This window comes from Paenibacillus nitricinens (assembly GCF_052056485.1).
GTDB lineage: Bacteria > Bacillota > Bacilli > Paenibacillales > Paenibacillaceae > Paenibacillus_AQ > Paenibacillus_AQ nitricinens.
Genome location: NZ_CP183948.1, coordinates 1,501,092 through 1,518,556 on the forward strand (window position 1 = coordinate 1,501,092; position 17,465 = coordinate 1,518,556).

The 17,465-nt window shown below is 43.0% G+C and carries 16 protein-coding genes and 1 tRNA gene; 12 read left to right on the plus strand and 5 right to left on the minus strand.

From position 1 onward, the window contains the following. The first annotated feature begins 7 nt into the window (after nucleotides 1–7). The 6 genes from ACN6KS_RS06750 to ACN6KS_RS06775 all read left to right on the plus strand — a co-directional run bounded on the left by ACN6KS_RS06750 (nucleotide 8) and on the right by ACN6KS_RS06775 (nucleotide 6,802). Nucleotides 8–1,075 carry a hypothetical protein gene (locus tag ACN6KS_RS06750; RefSeq protein WP_440961638.1) on the plus strand — a complete coding sequence of 356 codons (1,068 nt, stop codon included), beginning with the start codon at nucleotides 8–10 and terminating at the stop codon, nucleotides 1,073–1,075. Between the two features lie 209 nt (nucleotides 1,076–1,284). After that, nucleotides 1,285–2,367, plus strand: coding sequence for a 3-isopropylmalate dehydrogenase (gene leuB / locus ACN6KS_RS06755; RefSeq protein ID WP_094869960.1), 1,083 nt, complete (start codon nucleotides 1,285–1,287; stop codon nucleotides 2,365–2,367). 161 nt (nucleotides 2,368–2,528) lie between these two features. Next, nucleotides 2,529–3,068, plus strand: coding sequence for a peroxiredoxin (locus tag ACN6KS_RS06760; RefSeq protein WP_440961639.1), 540 nt, complete (start codon nucleotides 2,529–2,531; stop codon nucleotides 3,066–3,068). A 227-nt stretch (nucleotides 3,069–3,295) separates the two neighbouring features. Next, complete coding sequence (locus ACN6KS_RS06765; protein WP_042125131.1) at nucleotides 3,296–3,703, plus strand: hypothetical protein; 408 nt, start codon at nucleotides 3,296–3,298, stop codon at nucleotides 3,701–3,703. A gap of 367 nt (nucleotides 3,704–4,070) precedes the next feature. Continuing rightward, nucleotides 4,071–5,174, plus strand: a complete 1,104-nt coding sequence (locus tag ACN6KS_RS06770) for an ATP-binding protein (protein ID WP_094869962.1) — start codon at nucleotides 4,071–4,073, stop codon at nucleotides 5,172–5,174. Nucleotides 5,175–5,296: 122 nt separating this feature from the next. Beyond that, nucleotides 5,297–6,802, plus strand: coding sequence for a leucyl aminopeptidase (locus ACN6KS_RS06775; protein WP_440961640.1), 1,506 nt, complete (start codon nucleotides 5,297–5,299; stop codon nucleotides 6,800–6,802). Between the two features lie 93 nt (nucleotides 6,803–6,895). On the opposite strand, the gene ACN6KS_RS06780 is transcribed toward ACN6KS_RS06775, so the two are convergent. From ACN6KS_RS06780 to ACN6KS_RS06795, 4 genes are all read right to left on the minus strand, one after another. Next, nucleotides 6,896–7,042 carry a hypothetical protein gene (locus tag ACN6KS_RS06780; protein ID WP_179281580.1) on the minus strand — a complete coding sequence of 49 codons (147 nt, stop codon included), beginning with the start codon at nucleotides 7,040–7,042 and terminating at the stop codon, nucleotides 6,896–6,898. A gap of 103 nt (nucleotides 7,043–7,145) precedes the next feature. Next, a complete protein-coding gene (locus tag ACN6KS_RS06785; RefSeq protein WP_094869964.1) occupies nucleotides 7,146–7,325 on the minus strand; it encodes a FeoB-associated Cys-rich membrane protein in 180 nt (59 codons plus the stop codon). A 44-nt stretch (nucleotides 7,326–7,369) separates the two neighbouring features. Next, entirely contained in the window at nucleotides 7,370–9,382 is a 2,013-nt protein-coding gene (gene feoB, locus ACN6KS_RS06790) for a ferrous iron transport protein B (RefSeq protein WP_094869965.1), read from the minus strand. Further along, nucleotides 9,379–9,549, minus strand: a complete 171-nt coding sequence (locus ACN6KS_RS06795; protein WP_231573393.1) for a FeoA family protein — start codon at nucleotides 9,547–9,549, stop codon at nucleotides 9,379–9,381. Before ACN6KS_RS06795 ends, feoB begins: the two co-directional genes overlap by 4 nt. Nucleotides 9,550–9,884: 335 nt before the next feature. On the opposite strand from ACN6KS_RS06795, the gene ACN6KS_RS06800 reads away from it, so the two are divergent. From ACN6KS_RS06800 to ACN6KS_RS06810, 3 genes are all read left to right on the plus strand, one after another. Continuing rightward, nucleotides 9,885–10,844 carry an aldolase catalytic domain-containing protein gene (locus ACN6KS_RS06800; protein WP_170880320.1) on the plus strand — a complete coding sequence of 320 codons (960 nt, stop codon included), beginning with the start codon at nucleotides 9,885–9,887 and terminating at the stop codon, nucleotides 10,842–10,844. Between the two features lie 330 nt (nucleotides 10,845–11,174). Beyond that, complete coding sequence (locus ACN6KS_RS06805) at nucleotides 11,175–13,301, plus strand: putative bifunctional diguanylate cyclase/phosphodiesterase (protein WP_094878071.1); 2,127 nt, start codon at nucleotides 11,175–11,177, stop codon at nucleotides 13,299–13,301. Between the two features lie 163 nt (nucleotides 13,302–13,464). Then, nucleotides 13,465–13,538, plus strand: a tRNA-Gly gene (locus ACN6KS_RS06810). Between the two features lie 125 nt (nucleotides 13,539–13,663). Here the strand turns inward: ACN6KS_RS06810 and ACN6KS_RS06815 are convergent. Beyond that, complete coding sequence (locus ACN6KS_RS06815; RefSeq protein ID WP_094871280.1) at nucleotides 13,664–15,019, minus strand: dipeptidase; 1,356 nt, start codon at nucleotides 15,017–15,019, stop codon at nucleotides 13,664–13,666. Nucleotides 15,020–15,308: 289 nt separating this feature from the next. Between ACN6KS_RS06815 and ACN6KS_RS06820 the strand changes: the two genes are divergently transcribed. From ACN6KS_RS06820 to ACN6KS_RS06830, 3 genes are read left to right on the plus strand one after another with little or no spacing between them, the layout of a single operon-like run. Continuing rightward, nucleotides 15,309–15,704, plus strand: a complete 396-nt coding sequence (locus ACN6KS_RS06820; RefSeq protein ID WP_256989872.1) for a winged helix-turn-helix transcriptional regulator — start codon at nucleotides 15,309–15,311, stop codon at nucleotides 15,702–15,704. A gap of 42 nt (nucleotides 15,705–15,746) precedes the next feature. Further along, nucleotides 15,747–16,700 (plus strand): TRM11 family SAM-dependent methyltransferase, encoded by a 954-nt coding sequence (locus tag ACN6KS_RS06825; RefSeq protein WP_440961641.1) that lies wholly within the window; start codon nucleotides 15,747–15,749, stop codon nucleotides 16,698–16,700. 32 nt (nucleotides 16,701–16,732) lie between these two features. Next, nucleotides 16,733–17,350 carry an NUDIX hydrolase gene (locus tag ACN6KS_RS06830; protein WP_094877435.1) on the plus strand — a complete coding sequence of 206 codons (618 nt, stop codon included), beginning with the start codon at nucleotides 16,733–16,735 and terminating at the stop codon, nucleotides 17,348–17,350. The last annotated feature ends 115 nt before the right edge of the window (nucleotides 17,351–17,465 follow it).

The following is a 17,465-nucleotide window of genomic DNA, read 5'->3' on the forward strand; positions in this document are numbered from 1 at the left end:
AAGCGCTATGAAAAAGAGCTTCAGTATTATTTTCGCAGGAATTATCGGAATGCTTGTATTCACAAATCAATCCTATGCTAATCCATCGACGTTGCCTCCAAGCTTGGACAGTACAGATGTGCTTTCTGTTAGTGGCGATCTCGTCGCAATCATAGATCATAGCACTAACAAAGCAGACGTGGTCAATGTAACAACAAATAAGGTAGTCAATCTTTCAAATGATGCTCATACGATTCTCGATCTTAACATGATGAAGAATCCGCAAAAAATAGTGCTGCTAAAGAAATCAAATGGCAACGAAATTACGAAAACGGTCTTTACCTATGCCGGAGAGCAGATTAGTAAAACAGAAATACCGCTTAAAGATGCGGCAGACAAAATCAAATGGGTTGCTCCTACGGGGAAAGTAAACGAACGAATCATGGTTCAATTTGGAGATTCCTTTAATCTTTATCAGTATCCTTGGACTACGCCAAGTGTAAGCTTTAACGCTAAGATTAACGACAACGGATATGAAAGTGTAAACGTTCAGGGTTGGGATTTTGTTGGATATCCTTATTTAGCTATAAAGTATCAAGCACAAGGTATAATGAGCGATGATTTCTTTGTAAGAACAATTAATTTATTTCACCATAATGAAAAAATGTTTAAAGACTTTAATGCTGATATTAAGCTTAAATTTATTGGTCCAAATCTTGCAGTATACACATCATACATTTACCAGCCAGTTCCAGCTAACGCGAAGCGTCCTGTTTCAGATGATCCTCAGAACGTGTTCCGTTTGATGAATGTTGCAACCGGAAGTGCACCAACCTCTATTAAGCAAGCTTTTAAAGAAGAGGGTGATCTTTCGGGGTGGAAGACGGACTTTATTAACAATCAAGTGTTTGTTGGGGATGTATTAGAACAAACCTGGTCGTTATTTTCGCAAGAAGGAACTCAGATCTTAAAAGAGCAAAAATGGCCTGAAAGTGGTAATAGCAAATTTTTGAGCTACGATTCAAGCACCAAAACTGCCTATTTCCTGAAATATTCAGGTGGAAACATTGACGTAATTTCAAATCCAATTCATTAATAGAACGTGAAAATGCAGAGCCGCTACAGGGATGATCCTGGGCGGTACTTTTCATTACTCAAGAAAATCTTCCTTCACAATAATTGTTTTATAGGCTATGCCTATCAACTCAATAGAATCTATATCTTTGTCCTTTACGACTGGGTATGATACAACAATATAAAGAAGAACTATGTCTGTTAGAGCAGACCACTTGAGGAGTGACTGAGATGAGTGAGGTTAAAAAAATCGCCGTAATCGCAGGGGACGGTATTGGACCTGAAGTAGTAGCTGAAGCAGAAAAAGTATTAAAAAGAGCGGGAGAAGTATTTGGGTATACCTTTGAAACGGAGCACGCTCTATTTGGAGGCATTGCAATAGACGAAAGAGGCACACCGCTGCCGGAAGATACACTAGAAATCTGTCGCAGTGCTGACGCTGTATTACTGGGCGCTGTAGGCGGACCGAAATGGGATAACAATTCAAAGGAGCTTCGTCCTGAAACCGGATTGCTTGGCATTCGTAAAGCGCTTGGGTTGTTCTCAAACTTACGTCCTGCAGTTGTATTCGATTGCCTTAAGGATGCTTCGACATTGAAGCCAGAAGTGCTGGAAGGAACAGATCTTATGGTCGTTCGTGAGCTGACTGGTGGTATTTACTTCGGAGATAAACTGCGTCGTCAAGGTGAACATGGTGAAGAAGCGGTGGATACCTGTGTGTATAACGTAATGGAAGTGGAACGAATCGTGCGTCAGGCTTTTGAAATTGCTGGTAAGCGCCGCAATAAGCTGGCAAGTGTTGATAAAGCGAATGTACTTGAAACATCACGTTTATGGCGTGAGGTCGTAAATAAGATTGCTCCAGAATACCCTGAGGTAGAGGTAGAGCATGTACTCGTTGATAACTGCGCGATGCAGCTGCTGCGCCGTCCATCCAGCTTTGATGTTATCGTAACCGAGAACATGTTTGGTGACATTCTGAGCGATGAGGCTGCGATGTTGACAGGCTCTATTGGTATGTTAGCTTCCGCTTCGATGGCTGACGGTAACTATGGTCTCTACGAGCCCGTTCACGGCTCCGCACCTGATATTGCTGGACAAGGGCTTGCGAATCCGATTGCTACGATTTTGTCCTTAGCCCTGATGTTCCGTTTAACCTTTGGTTACGAAGATGCGGCTGCTGCGATAGAGGCTGCTGTGGCTGAAGTATTGGATGCAGGTCACCGTACAAGTGATATTGCCGTAGATAAGAGCAAAGCGCTTAGTACATCTGAAATGGGCGACCTGATTGTTGCAGCTATCCGCAAAGCATAAAAAAATATAATTCCTAATTACGATTATAGAAGGATTTGTCTAAGATTGACTTTGATTTTGTACGATGATACCATTTGATATGTAGACAAGATGTAAATTATTCCAGCATATCACGACATGAAATGGTTGGTTTCTTACATAATCAAAGGAGGATTTTGGCAATGGCTGAACGTTTAGTAGGTAGACCAGCTCCAGATTTTACTATGCAAACCGTATCGGGCGATGGTAAGGATTTTGGTAAAGTTAGTCTGTCCGACTATCGTGGCAAATGGCTGGTATTCTTCTTTTATCCTCTGGACTTTACTTTTGTATGTCCGACTGAAATCACAGCTCTTAGTGAAGTAGCTGCGCAGTTCGAAGCGCTTGATACAGAAATTCTCGGCACGAGTGTAGATTCGGTCCACAGCCACAAAGCATGGATCAATACACCTAAGGATTCCAATGGTCTTGGCCGTTTGAATTTCCCGCTTGCTGGTGATATTACTAAACAAGTAGCTAAGGACTACGGCATTCTAATTGAAGAAGAAGGTATTGCATTGCGTGGATTGTTCATCATTGATCCTGAAGGTGAATTGAAATATCAAGTTGTTAATCACAATGATGTAGGTCGCAGCGTAGAAGAAACACTTCGTGTCCTTCAAGCCCTGCAATCTGGTGGCTTATGCCCAATGAACTGGAAACCAGGTGACAGAAACCTTTAAATGCTGTTCTGCTATTATCTGATCTTTGATATTCTGATTTCAACCTCCTTGCAGAAGTTTTTCTGTAAGGAGGTTTTTTGCTCCAAAAAGTCCTAAATAAAAAATGGATTTGAAAATAGGCGTGAAAAGTTATATTATGTCCTCGAGTGGAGGAATCTCCATTGGGGTAATGTAATACAATAATAAAAACTCAGATGAGTTAGTCATTCTAAGGAGGGTGAACAAATATGAGCTTTTGCTGTGGAGCGAGTATGGTAGGAACAAAGGGAACCCTTAAACATTATCGCACGCAAGTCCATAATGTTCCCCTGCTTTTTTGTCCGGTATGTCATCGTGTAGAGGTTCACTATAAGGTCGAAAACGAGTATGAGATTTTGGCGGAATACGCACATGGAGACGGTGTTACTGATGTGGATTTTCAGGACTATGTCATGGAAGACGAAACTGCAATATTCGAAAATGTCATTAACATCGAGAGTGAAGAGCCTCTAGCTATTGTGCGGAGTCAGATCGATATGGCGCTTGACCTGCTTGCTGTAGCCAAACAGATTGAGGATACGAAGTGGGAACGGGAATTGAAGAAAAGATTAGCTGTGATGAGTCAAAGACGCCTTCGTCTGCAACAGAAAGCGTAAGATTATTTACAATTTGGGGTTGACCCATTTCTTTAACAAGGCCTTCGCAACTGCGAGGGCTTTTATCTTTATCTAAATTTTTTCTAACGGGTTTAAATCAATTGAACGAATTAATAGTAATAAATATAATTTGATGTGATATTTTATATGTCTTTGGAATCATTTTATGAATTTTTTTATCATTCGACAGTTTCTCTGATTGCGTTGTCTACTTCACTTGGATATGATTGGAATATAATTGAACCGGTTGGAAAAAGTGCAACGATTACCGAATGTTCTGGCGGCTTCGTCATATACTCAAATACATAGTAATTTGATGTCGCTTTAGCGTCTTCGTCAAATGCAGTAAAAGGGGGAACTTCGTATCGTGATTAGCCAATATCAAGAAAGTCTTCTATTACCGGGAAGAACCTATCAATCAGGGCCTGTGGATACTACATACGAGGATGTACTAGAGAATATTGACAGCGGAATCATGCTTTTTGATGAAGAGGGAGTTATAAGTTTTGTAAATAAGCAAATGTACGGGATGCTCGAATTAACCCGTCACTCCCTTGTTGGCTGTACAATATCACACCTATTATCTAACGTTAGACTAAGTCGCTTTAAGAAAAAGCAAGTACTGCAAAGCTATAGAGAGATGGTATACAAAGGAAAATCAAATTATGAATTTTTAGACGAGTATGGCCGTTATTGGAAGGTTACATTATGCTGTGGAGAACAAATGAAGGGTTGTTATTTGTTTACAGTTAAAGAGATCTCCGATTATAAGTTGATTGAACAAACAGCTTACCAAAACGATAGTTTGGCTGTGTTAGGTAAATTATCTGCATCTATTGCCCACGAAATTCGGAATCCATTAACCGCGATCCGTGGATTTATTCAATTGCTTCACCCGCATCTGCAGCAGCTTGGGAAACAGGAATATGGCAAGATTATATTGGCGGAGATCGATCGGGCGAACGATATCATCCATGAATTTCTAACATCATCCAAGCCCTCAGTTCCTCAAGTGGGAATGATTCCTGTGTCAGCCTTGCTCAAGGAAGTAGTGCTGCTTACAGAGAGCGAAGCCTTGATGAAAGGATGCCAGATTAATCTGCATTCTTTTCAGGGGGATATGATGATTTCTGGTGATGTAAAACAAATGAAGCAGGTAGTCCTCAACATGATTAGAAATGCCATGGAGGCCGTTACAGATAGGGCAGATGGTCTAATGGGTCAAATAGAGGTTGGAGCCCGTAGAGAGGGTTCTGAGGTCCGTATTTTCATTTCTGATAACGGTAAGGGAATGGATATCCGTACACTGGACAGGTTGTTCAGTCCATTTTTTACGACGAAGGAGAATGGGACTGGGCTCGGGCTTTCCGTGAGTGATCGAATCATCAAAAATCATGGTGGATGTATTTCTGTCAGCAGTAGAGTTAACGAAGGTACTCATTTTGTAATCTCATTGCCATTAATCCATTAGTACACTTGGTTAGAAGACAGAGTGTTAAGAGGCTGATCCCTGCGGATAATACAGATGCAGAGATCGGCCTTACTTATGTTACAATGGGGATTCGCTTTGGGAGACAAATGGAGGTATTCACGATGAATATAGAGTTTAACAGTGCCAGAACCATTAATGAAATTAAGGGTGATGCCCTTGTCCTTATCATTTCTGAGACGGAGACAGAGCATGGTGGTGTCTCTGAGCAATGGAATGACAGAATTCGCCTATTGGCGAAGGCAGGACTATTTAGTGGGAAGCTGAATCAGACTTATGTACTACCTTTAGAACATCCATCCGGTTGTCCCGTTGCAATTTTGGTGGGTAAGGGGGACCAACTTCTTACGTCTGAAGATCTACGTCAAATGGGAGTTCAGGTCGCACGTGCAGCCCTTCGTTTGAAGGCGATACAGCTAGTATTTCAGGTGGCTGAAGATATTCAGGAGCTAACAGTAGAAAGGGATATCGGATCTATTGCCTACGCGTTGTCTGAGGGGTTATCACTCGGTTCTTATCGACGTCCCACTTATAAGCAGGAGCAATCTCAATATACAGGTCCAAACTCAGTAATTTTCACAATGGAGAAAAAGCCAGCGGTTGCTATCGAGCAAGATTGGAGTCTGGGCATTCAGAAAGGGCTCGCGCTTGGTGAGGCTACGAATTTGGCGCGTAACTTGACGAATATGCCAGGCAATATGCTGACTCCATCTGACCTTGCTATGGCCGCTATAGAAGTTGCTGAACGTTATGGATTTCCTTCCGAAGTACTGGATGAACGCGAAATTGAGCAAAAAGGAATGGGCGGTTTGCACGCAGTGGGAAAAGGAAGTGTTAACCCTCCGCGAATGATCGTCATCCGTTACCAGGGAACGGGGCACTGGGATAATGTAGTAGGGCTGGTCGGTAAAGGGATTACTTTTGATACGGGGGGAATTTCCTTAAAAAGAGCCCCAGGCATGGAAGAATTAATCAGTGATATGGGAGGCGCAGCGGCTGTGCTTGGAGTAATGGAGGCATTAGGCCGATTACGTCCACGAATTAATGTCGTAATGATCATTCCATCTGCTGAGAATATGCCTTCAGCTAATGCCTTTAAACCCGGGGATATCATTACATCAATGAGCGGAAGAACCATAGAAGTATTGAATACCGATGCAGAAGGCAGACTTGTACTTGGCGATGCGCTGACCTATGCTCGGGAATGGGGAGCGAAACGTGTTATTGATGTTGCTACGCTGACAGGTGCAGTGCTGTCAACATTGGGAGATATAGCTACAGGTGCTGTTACTAACAACGAGGAATTTATGGAGCAGTTTCTGACAGCAGCTAATGTTTCGGGTGAAAAAATATGGCAGCTTCCGGCTTACCCGGAATTCCGCGACATGCTAAAGAGTGAAGTGGCCGATATCCGTAACACCGCAGGAAGATTCGGTGGAGCCACTACGGCTGGGTTATTCGTAGGGGAGTTTGCGGAAGGTCTACCGTGGATACATCTAGATATTGCTGGAACCGCATTTCTTTCTAAAGAACGTGGAGTTAATCCTAGAGGCGGTACAGGAGTCATGGTTCGCACATTGATTCAGTGGTTGCTCAGCGAAAGCGAATGATCAGCTCTTCATAAACAATAAGAGGTGCCTCCTAAACCAGACTCTGGTTTAGGAGGCACCTCTCCCTTTGCTGGAATTCAAGAAATAAGAAGCTTAAACAGTGCGACTGGATTTTTTGGCCTTCGATTGAGAAGTGAAGGATTGAATACCGTTCATAATTTTATCGCGAGTTCCCTTATTCTTGAGTAGATATGCAGCTCCTAATGCGACCGTTGTAAATAACGTTTTTTTAGTGTTCATAGGAATTACCTCCTTGGGATTGTCTGTAGTTACTTATAACAAACATACCCGTTAGTAAAGGAGACTAAACGAAAGAACTTTATTTATTGCACATAATACAAGCCTACTTCTTCTTGTTAACAGGTGTTGAAGAGCAGGAGAGGGGAGAATCTAAAGACGCTGCAGAACAGGTCTTGCCCTTATCACAGCCAGCGCAAGCGCCTTGCTTGCCCTTTTGCACATGTCGATAGATGATCCAGCCTGAATAACCGAAGATCAGAGTGACGATCAGAACATTTATCATTACGGTGCCCCACTTTCATTAAGAAAATTAACAAATTACAAGTCCTACGACCAGCCTAATAATCGCCCACCTTGAAAAATAACAAAAGATACGATATACGCCAGAGCAAGAGAATAGCCCATGGAGAAGAAAGTCCATTTCCAAGAGGCGGTTTCCTTTTTGATAACCCCTACCGTGGCCAGACAAGGAATATATAACAGAATAAAGGCCATAAAGCTGATTGCACTCAGCGGGGTAAAGACTTGTGAGATTTGATTCTCTAATCCAGCGGTATCCGGTGCGTGATAGATGATATTCATCGTGGACACAACAACCTCTTTCGCTAAAAATCCTGGAACCAAGGTAGAGCCAGCCTGCCACGTTCCGAAACCAAGCGGTTCCAGTAGTGGTGCAATCATGCCTCCGAATTTCGCTAGGAAGCTATGATCCATTTCTACATCAAATCCGCCAGGACCAGCATAAGACATAAACCAAATAATCGCTGATCCAGCAAGAATAATCGTTCCTGCCTTACGAAGGAAACCTTTGCCCTTCTCCCAAGTGCTGCGCGATAAGGTTTTGATCTGCGGCATACGGTAAGGAGGGAGTTCGATAATGAAGACAGAGGATTCATTCTTGAATAAGTATTTAGAGAATACCTTACAAAGAATTAGGGCAAAAACAATACCCATAACATACATAGAGAGTACGGCAAACGCTTGTTGCTCAGGGAAGAATACAACTGCGAATAATGCATAAACAGGTAATCTTGCAGAACAAGACATCAGCGGCATTAACAGTGTTGTCAGCATGCGGTCTTTGGGCTGTTCGATGCTTCGCGCCGCCATAATGGCCGGTACATTGCAACCAAAACCAATAATAAATGGAATGAATGCTTTTCCGTTCAGTCCCATTCGTTCCATGGTGCTGTCCATCAACAAGCAGACCCTTGCCATGTATCCGGAATCCTCTAGGAAGGAAATGATCAGAAAGAGAATGAAGATTTGCGGAACAAAGACCAGTACGCCTCCTACACCGCCGATGATGCCATCCACAATCAACGCATGCGTGAAGCCTGAAGCTCCAATGGTCTGAAGCAGAGAGTTCGTTCCATCACTAATAGGGCCGGATATCAGGCCATCTAAGATATCCGATAGGGGGCCGCCAACCCAGTCAAATGTAGTCTTAAAGAGAGCATACATAAAGAAAATGAATAAGGGCAGTCCCAAAAATCGATGAGTCAATACCGAATCTAGTCTTTCAGTTAAGTTATGGGGCTTCTGAGCTGTCGTATCAAGGACTTCGACACAAATACTGCGAATATACTCCATACGGTTCGAACGAATCCATTGCGGGAGTGTCAGGGCGAGTTTTTTGAGTTGTAGCTCACTCTGACAAGACTCACAGATATTTAGCAGTCCCGTAACGTCTATACGCGACTTCAAAAACTGAAGTATAACCGGATTCTGCTCCATGAGCTGTAGAGCGACCCAACGATGATTGGGCAGATCTTTTATAGAACGTAATTTCTTTTCTATAGAAGATATCGCTCGCTCGACTACCTCACCATAATTCAGCTTGAACTTTACAGCAGGAATAGCTGATGATTCCTCAAGGATGCTGAGCATCTGTACGCTGCCTTTACCGGTTCTTGCTATGAGTGGGAGGACGGTGACACCCAATCTTGATTGTAAAATGGTTTGATTAATATGAATACCACGCGCATTAGCGACATCAATCATATTAAGACCGAGTACAGTGGGCTTGCCATACTCAAGTAGTTGAAGTGTGAGCAGCAGATTACGTTCCAACTGGGATGCATCCACGATATTGATTAATGCTTCAGGGGATTCTTCTATCAGATATTGGGCTGCGACCCCTTCATCACGGGAGAGTGGGTGAAGAGAATAGATGCCGGGCAAATCAATGAGCTTGCCTGCCCCGTTCTTCAGATTTCCGATCTTTTTCTCAACCGTAACGCCTGACCAGTTACCTACATATTCATATGAAGTCGTTAATGTATTGAAGAGAGAGGTCTTACCTGTATTGGGATTGCCCACAAGAGCTATAGAACTCAAGATACGTTCACCTCAATCAGAGAAGCTTCTTTGCGGCGTATGGCGAACAGCTGGCCGTTACATTCTAGCGTAATCGGTCCCCAAAAAGGCCCCTTTCCTTTAAGACGGATGTTCACACCTTCTGACACTCCGAGATCAGCAAGACGCCGGCGTAGAACAGGGTTCATCCCTTCTATTTTATGAATATTTCCAGCAGCACCAGGTTGTAATTGCAGTAAGGAACAGCAGGTAGAAGTAGCTATTGTAATCCCTCCAAAAGAGATTGAGAATCAATCTCAACTGTTTTCTTGTAATGTAGCATTTTTAAGTGTTTGTATACTGTGACATTTGTCCCTGACTTACTGTGGTAATTACTTTAAAGTGCTAAAGGCGAAATACCTTTACAATTTATTCTTCATTAAAGTATGATTGAACGATATAAATTGCATAGTAAAGCTATGCTAGAGGTTATAATGATTGCAATAGCACATACGATGATTGCAGGAATTGAAGGGAGATAATTATGAAGACTAATCAATGTAAAATTGTTGACTGCACCATTCGCGATGGGGGGCTCGTTAACAACTGGGATTTCAGCGTGGAATTTGTGCAAAATTTGTATGCCGGCTTGAATGAGGCTGGTGTTGACTATATGGAAATCGGTTATAAAAACTCCCCTAAACTGCTCAAAGGAGCAGAAGGTGCTGGACCATGGCGTTTTCTGAACGATGACTTCTTACGTAAAGTTATCCCGCAAAAGGGACATACGAAGCTTTCCGCTTTGGTTGATATCGGTCGTGTGGATGAAAATGATATTTTACCTCGCAGCGAAAGTATGCTGGATCTGATTCGGGTAGCTTGCTATAGCAAAGATGTGGAGAAAGCCTTACAGCTGGTACAAACCTTCCATGATCTAGGCTATGAGACAACAATCAATATTATGGCTTTGTCGAATGTAATGGAGAATGAATTATTAGAAGCTTTCGAAATGATTCGTGAGAGTGTAGTTGATGTGGTATACATTGTGGATTCATACGGTAGTCTAGATCACAACGACATCAATTACTTAGTGGAGAAGTTCAAAACTCATTTGCCAAACAAACGCCTGGGCGTACATACGCATAATAATCTTCAACTGGCGTTCTCCAATACGTTGATTGCTGCTGAGAAAGGTGTAGAGCTGTTGGACGCTTCCTGTTATGGAATGGGACGTGCTGCGGGGAACTGTCCTACAGAGCTGCTAGTGACTCATTTGAAGAATACACGCTACACATTGCGTCCTGTCATTGATATCATTGAACGCCTGATGATTCCTTTACGTGAAAAAGAAGAGTGGGGCTATATCATTCCTTACATGATCACTGGTACGCTTGATGAGCATCCACGTTCAGCAATGGCGCTTCGCGCATCGGCGGATAAGGATAAAGCGGTTGATTTCTATGATAAGCTTACAACACCAGAGGTTAACTTCGGAGATAAATAAACCTGTTGTTCAGAAGCACTGAACCCGTTCGTAGGGGGAAGTGCTTTTTTTTGAATAAAAATAAAATTTCTATAAGTTTCTATGATAAATGATTCTAATATTTTTTCGCTAAAATGCTTAAAGTTCTAATAAGAAGCCTGAAGGTATTTTTGCTTGCCTGCTAGAAGAAAATGGTTTATATTTATGCAAGATTTATGAATAATCGCTATAAAAATACTACCGCACAAAAGAAATGTAACTTTAAAGACCGATCTAGCCGATATTTATACATAGGACAAGACTATACATAGTTGCTTAATAATCGACATCATTTTCAGACGCGAGGGACCTATGAGACAAGAAGAGAAAAAGACCATTCAAGCGGCTATTATAGGAGCCTTACTGTTCCTATTCATTCAAATTTTCCATACATCGCTAAACCGATTGGACAATTGGGATATTATTTCTGCACTCTATCTCATTGTCGGATGCTGTACTGTTGCTTTTGGATTTGCGATATTTGCACAGGGTTGGTTGTTCTTCTCTAGCAGATTATCTAAAGGAAGATTATATGTCGCTGCTCTTTTTGGTGGAATATGTATTATTGATTTCTTGCATACACTCGGCTTTGTAGCATTTCCATTGATTTCATCGTTTATAACCCCTGAGGAATCAAGGTGGCTGCTTACCTTTTCAAGACTATCCAGCGGACTGGGCATTTTGTTCATTTTTAGTAGAGAAGACAAACCTGTGACCGTTGCCGAAAAAAGAAATGTATTCAGAATCGCCTTCATGTTGATTGTGCTCTTCATCGCATTATTTGTATTTATCCATTCGGCAGTGCCTGAGTTATTTACTAAGCCTTGGATGAGTACAATTAAACAATTCGTTGATCTGGCAGTACTTTTTGTTTATTTAGCAGGTGTTGCTGTCATCGTATTTCCTGGGAATAATGAAAAGTCAGCTTCGCTGCTTGTTATTATTCGGGCACTTATCTTTTTCTCGCTAGGACAGGCTTTCTTTATGACTCCCTTAAGTGGGGGGAATATTGATGATCTCTTTGGGATGTTATGTAGCGGAATTGCTTATTACCAGTTACTTACCGGCGTGTATCGCCTGACGATTGAAGAGCCATTTTACGAGAAACAGTTGGCCGAAGAACGGATCAATTATTTGGCCTATCATGATGATTTAACAGGACTTCCAAATAGACGTCGGCTGACACAGCGTGTAGAAGAAATGATTGATGCTGGAGAGACAGACACGAGTGATCAATTCTCAGCTTTGGCTATTATGAATATTAATCATTTTAAGAATATAAATGACTCTCTGGGTCATTATGCCGGAGACCTTTTATTGAAATTAGTGTCTGAGCGTCTTAGTATTGAGGCTAGATCCAGTGAAGAGCTGTATAGTATGGGAGCGGACGAGTTTGCTTTTTTAATGACAGAAAGAGCAAGTCTTGGAGAATGCTTGGCACGAGCTACAGAGTTGCTCAGATTATTTGAAGCACCCGTTAATATAGAATCTGGTGAGTACCATATCTCACTCAGCTTGGGGATGAGTATTTATCCTGGTGACGGGGAAACTGCGGAACATCTCATTCAAAATGCGGATACTGCTGTTCATAATGCGAAGGAGCAAGGCGTGGAGATTCGCCGTTATATCCCAGCCATGCAGATGAAAGCAAAGGAACGACTGAAGCTGGAAAATGACCTGCGAAGAGCGCTTGAACGTGATGAGTTCTATCTCGTATATCAACCCAAGGTGCAGCTGGAGACGGAAGAGATTGTAGGAATGGAAGCTTTATTGCGCTGGAATCATCCTAAGCGTGGTATTGTCTCACCTAATGAATTTATTCCATTAGCTGAGGATAGTGGGCTAATTGTTCCAATTGGGGAATGGGTACTGAAGACGGCATGCCTGCAAAATAAACAGTGGCAGTTAGCAGGCTACCAGCCGATATGCGTATCTATCAACTTATCTATGCGTCAATTCCTTCAGCCGAATCTGGCTGGTAAAATTCATTCCATTCTGACCGATATTGGTTTGGATCCATGTTATGTTGATCTTGAAATTACAGAGAGTATGACGTTGGATAAAGAAACGGCCTTTGATCAGCTGAAGCGCTTGAAAGAGCTAGGTGTGTTCATTAGCATTGATGATTTTGGTACAGGTTACAGCTCACTGCACTATTTGAAGAATATGCCGATCGACAGGCTAAAGATTGACAGATCGTTTGTCTCCGAGGTTATGGAGGATAGTAATAATGCGGCAATAGTCTCCACGATTACTTCTATGGCGCATCATTTAAAGCTTAAAGTTACCGCAGAAGGGGTGGAGAACAAGGAGCAGCTGCAGTTTTTGCGTGAGCAGCATTGCCATGAAGCTCAAGGGTTTTTGTTCAGTAAACCTATTCAAGCAGCTGAATTTGAAACAGCGTTTTTGAAAAAGGCTCCCCTCGGCGCTTCCTTGTAAAATATAAGAGAGTATAAGTTTCACACCATACTCTATGTCTTATATTTCTTGCTTAAACGCTTACCGTCCTTATTAGGACTCCGGAGGCGTTTATGCTTGAACAGAAAATTGTTGATTTTTATTTATAGGGGTGATACAATATCTCTTGTACTCACTTTCTAATGCGGGTGTAGTTCAATGGTAGAACTTCAGCCTTCCAAGCTGATAGCGTGGGTTCGATTCCCATCACCCGCTCCATAATTTAAACTTCCAATTCCTTGCGATGCAAGGATTTTTTTATTGCTTTGTTTAATGATATTGTTCATCAAAAAGCCAGGCTCCTCCACGAAGGGGGAGCCTGGCTTTTTAACTACCCTTTGATCTTAAACAGTCTTCAAGAACTCAACAATGGTGAGCAGTCCCTTATCAAAGTTCTCAAGGTTGAAATGCTCATCCGGTGCATGCAGGTTCTCATCATCAAGGCCAAAGCCCATCAGGACCACTGGTGCTTCAAGTACACGGGAGAAGCTTTCCATGATCGGAATGGAGCCACCGTCTTTGGTGAAGAGGGCACGGGTTCCGTATACTTTGCCGTAAGCGTCTGCTGCAGTTTGCAGAATAGGGTTCGATGGATCGATGTTAAAGGCACGCGCCTTCTCCATTTGCTGCACATGGACTTTCGCTCCGGTTTGAATATTAGCCTTCAGATGCGCTTCAACGGCATCAAGAACATGCTGTGGATCCTGATCGCCAACGAGACGGCAAGTAATCTTGGCATGTGCTTCTTTTGGAATAACGGTCTTGCTTCCTTCACCTTGGAAGCCCCCATAGACACCGTTAAGCTCAAGTGTAGGGCGAGCACCAATACGTTCTACAAAAGAATAACCTTCTTCACCGTATAATGCGTCAAGTCCAAGTCCTTCGCGAATCTTATCTTCATTCACGCCTTGCTTCACGAATTCCTCTCGTAGCATTGGAGAAAGTTCAGGTACACCATCATAGAAGCCTTCTACAGAAACACGACCTTTGTCGTCATGAAGGGAGCTGAGCAGGGACACGAGAGCGTGCAGTGCATTCGGAACACCACCACCATAAGAACCGGAGTGCAGGTCTGTTAGAGCTGTAGTTACGCTCACTTCAAGTGATCCTAGGCCACGTAGTCCTGTGCAAATTGCAGGGCGACCGCGTTCCAGCAGGGAAGTGTCCGAGACTAGCACCGCATCCGCAGCCAGCTTCTCTTTGTTAGCTTCCAGGAATGGAGGGAGATTTGCGCTGCCGATTTCTTCTTCACCTTCGATGCAGAGCTTGATGTTAACAGGAAGAGTACCTTCTTGTTTCAGGATTGCTTCAATCGCTTTGAGGTGAATGAATACTTGCCCTTTGTCATCCGTTGCGCCACGTGCATACAGCTTGCCGTCACGGATCTCTGGTTCAAACGGAGGTGTAGTCCACAGGTTCAGCGGATCTACTGGCTGCACATCGTAGTGGCCGTATACAAGAATGGTAGGCTTACCCGGAGCATGAAGATAGTCAGCATATATGACGGGATGTCCCGCTGTCGGATGAAGCTCAATGTTCTCAAGTCCGGCTTTCTTTAGTGTGTCTGTCAGCCAATGGGCTGCAGCTAGTACATCGTCCTTATGCTCAGACAAGGCAGAAATACTTGGAATCTTGAGCCATTGTTTTAGTTCTTCGAGATGTTCATCCCGGTGTGTTGAAAAATACGTTTCATATGACATAGTGTGTATGTACCTCCTTAAGTTTTGCTGCGCAAAACCGGCTATGAGCTTAATTGCCATACGTGACCGTCTTGTTTAGCATTCTATAGGAATCATTATACTGGAGAACTCACTATGGATCAAAAGCGATCGGAAAGATGTCTTATCTGATGATCGTGACAGGCGCTTCCTTTCGTAAAGATTAGTTCTTTTCCGGTTGTTGATTACTAACAGTAACCATGATAAGCTGGATAAGCTCAAGAGATACAAAAGTGCGATTACATGCTTAAGTTACATGGAGGTAACCACTTTGGAACATTCAAGAGACGAACCCATTCGGCTAATGCCAACGTTAGAGGACTACTCCGTCACTCGTCAAATTCTGGATAGGATTGGGGACAAATGGAGTGTACTCATTGTTGTGAACTTAGGTGCAAAAGCACTGCGGTTTAAAGAGCTGCAGCGGCGTTCTGGTGGAATATCACAACGGATGCTGACCCAGACTCTGCGTCATTTAGAACGAGACGGTATAGTTTGGCGTAAAGTCACACCTACGGTGCCTTTGACTGTTGAATACGGTCTGACGAGTTTAGGGGAGTCCCTGCTGGATCCTTTAACTTCCCTAGTGGAATGGGTCAATAGGAACAACGCTGAAATCGCCAAAGCACGAGTAGGTTATGATATTCAGCACGAAATGCAGGAGTAGTAAGCTAGTCGTACAATTACCTGGAATAGAGGATGGATTATTTTGCAAAAGAAAAGTGGAAACAACACATTTATATATACTTACACCTGTTCAGAGGACGAGTTATCGCTATGTCAGATGGAGCTTCGTTGTCTTTTTGGAGAGGAAGTACCTTCTTCCATCTTTAAGAGTGAGGTAGAGGTGGATGTCAGCCGCAGTCCCTTCATTAAAGAACGATTGGATGTTATGTACGAGGGAGACAGCTTGCCTGAGATTTATGATCAAACCGAGCAAGTGGAGCTTGGCGGCAAGACATTTAAGGTTATTTTTGTGAAGACTAATGATCTGTCCCCTGCGGACAAAATAGAATATGATGAGCGTAGAGTGATCGAGCGAGAAATTGGGCTGCGTATTGAAGGGGAAGCGGATGTAAACCACCCTCAGTTGGTATATGGTATTGTTACGCTGGGTGGGCGCTGGTACTTTGGCTCTTATCATAAAAACAAGGCTACGTGGTTCCGTCAAATGAAGAAGCCGCGTAGCTATTCTATCGCGCTTAGCACACGTGTTGCCCGAGCAGCGGTCAACATCGCCGTTCCGAATCCGGAAGGTGTACGAGCCATCGATCCTTGCTGCGGCATCGGAACAGTAATGGTAGAGGCTTTGTCGATGGGAATCAACATGGTCGGACGTGACATTAATCCTCAGATCGCGATCGGTGCCCGAACAAATATTGCTCATTTTGGATTCTCAAGTGAGGTAACATTAGGGGATATCGCTGACATCACAGAACATTACGACGTTGCTATTGTAGATATGCCTTATAATCTATATTCTAGTATTACACCTGAGGAACAGTTTGCGATTCTAGTGAATGCACGCCGGATTGCAGATCGGGTGGTTATCGTTGCGATCGAACCGATGGATGAGATGATTAATGAAGCTGGATTTACGATTATAGACCGTTGTGAAGCAAAAAAAGGTTTGTTCTCCCGTCATTTAATGCTTTGCCAGTAATCCTAATGAAGATCTTTTAAAGGGGTGCAGCAATGGAGCAGAAATGGTTAACCTGGGCTAAAGAAATACAGGCCATCGCACAGACTGGACTAACTTACGCTAAAGATGTCTACGATATAGAACGTTATCAAGCTTTGCGGGAGCTAAGTGTAGACATCCTCGCTAATTATACATTCGAAAGCAAGGAGAGAATAAGACTCTCCTTTGCTAGTGAGAGTGGCTACGCTACGCCGAAAGTAGATATCCGTGGTGTTGTTTTTCAGGGGGACAGAATCCTGCTGGTCCGCGAGAAATTAGATGGAAAGTGGGCGCTTCCCGGCGGCTGGGGAGATATTGGTCTGTCACCGAGTGAGGTCGTTGTTAAAGAAATTCAAGAAGAATCAGGATTTGAGGCAGAGGCAATTCGCTTGCTGGCTGTTCTGGATAAGAAATTTCATAACCATCCTCCGGAGCCGTATCATGTGTACAAGTTTTTTATCTTGTGCAGCATTGTGGGCGGTGAGGCGATGCAAGGGGTGGAGACGAGTGAAGTTTCCTTTTTTGCTGAAGATGAACTGCCTGAGCTCTCCGTGGAGCGGAATACCAAAGAGCAGATTCAGACGATGTTTGAATATTTACGAAATCCAGAAAAAGTAGTAATATTGGACTAAGAATTTGCATATGATGAATGACTTCCGTAAACCGAAGTTTTTAAAATATTAAAATTTTGGTTAATGATTATTATGTAAGCACTTTCAGTGTTAAGCCGCTGAGCCTTTATATCTA

Excerpts from the sequence above, each read along its gene's own strand:
- ACN6KS_RS06750 (WP_440961638.1), top strand. The coding sequence starts at position 8 with ATGAAAAAGAGCTTCAGTATTATTTTCGCAGGAATTATCGGAATGCTT.
- leuB (WP_094869960.1), top strand. The coding sequence starts at position 1,285 with ATGAGTGAGGTTAAAAAAATCGCCGTAATCGCAGGGGACGGTATTGGA.
- ACN6KS_RS06760 (WP_440961639.1), top strand. The coding sequence starts at position 2,529 with ATGGCTGAACGTTTAGTAGGTAGACCAGCTCCAGATTTTACTATGCAA.
- ACN6KS_RS06765 (WP_042125131.1), top strand. The coding sequence starts at position 3,296 with ATGAGCTTTTGCTGTGGAGCGAGTATGGTAGGAACAAAGGGAACCCTT.
- ACN6KS_RS06775 (WP_440961640.1), top strand. The coding sequence starts at position 5,297 with ATGAATATAGAGTTTAACAGTGCCAGAACCATTAATGAAATTAAGGGT.
- ACN6KS_RS06780 (WP_179281580.1), bottom strand. The coding sequence starts at position 7,042 with ATGAACACTAAAAAAACGTTATTTACAACGGTCGCATTAGGAGCTGCA.
- ACN6KS_RS06785 (WP_094869964.1), bottom strand. The coding sequence starts at position 7,325 with ATGATAAATGTTCTGATCGTCACTCTGATCTTCGGTTATTCAGGCTGG.
- ACN6KS_RS06795 (WP_231573393.1), bottom strand. The coding sequence starts at position 9,549 with ATGAACCCTGTTCTACGCCGGCGTCTTGCTGATCTCGGAGTGTCAGAA.
- ACN6KS_RS06800 (WP_170880320.1), top strand. The coding sequence starts at position 9,885 with ATGAAGACTAATCAATGTAAAATTGTTGACTGCACCATTCGCGATGGG.
- ACN6KS_RS06805 (WP_094878071.1), top strand. The coding sequence starts at position 11,175 with ATGAGACAAGAAGAGAAAAAGACCATTCAAGCGGCTATTATAGGAGCC.
- ACN6KS_RS06815 (WP_094871280.1), bottom strand. The coding sequence starts at position 15,019 with ATGTCATATGAAACGTATTTTTCAACACACCGGGATGAACATCTCGAA.
- ACN6KS_RS06830 (WP_094877435.1), top strand. The coding sequence starts at position 16,733 with ATGGAGCAGAAATGGTTAACCTGGGCTAAAGAAATACAGGCCATCGCA.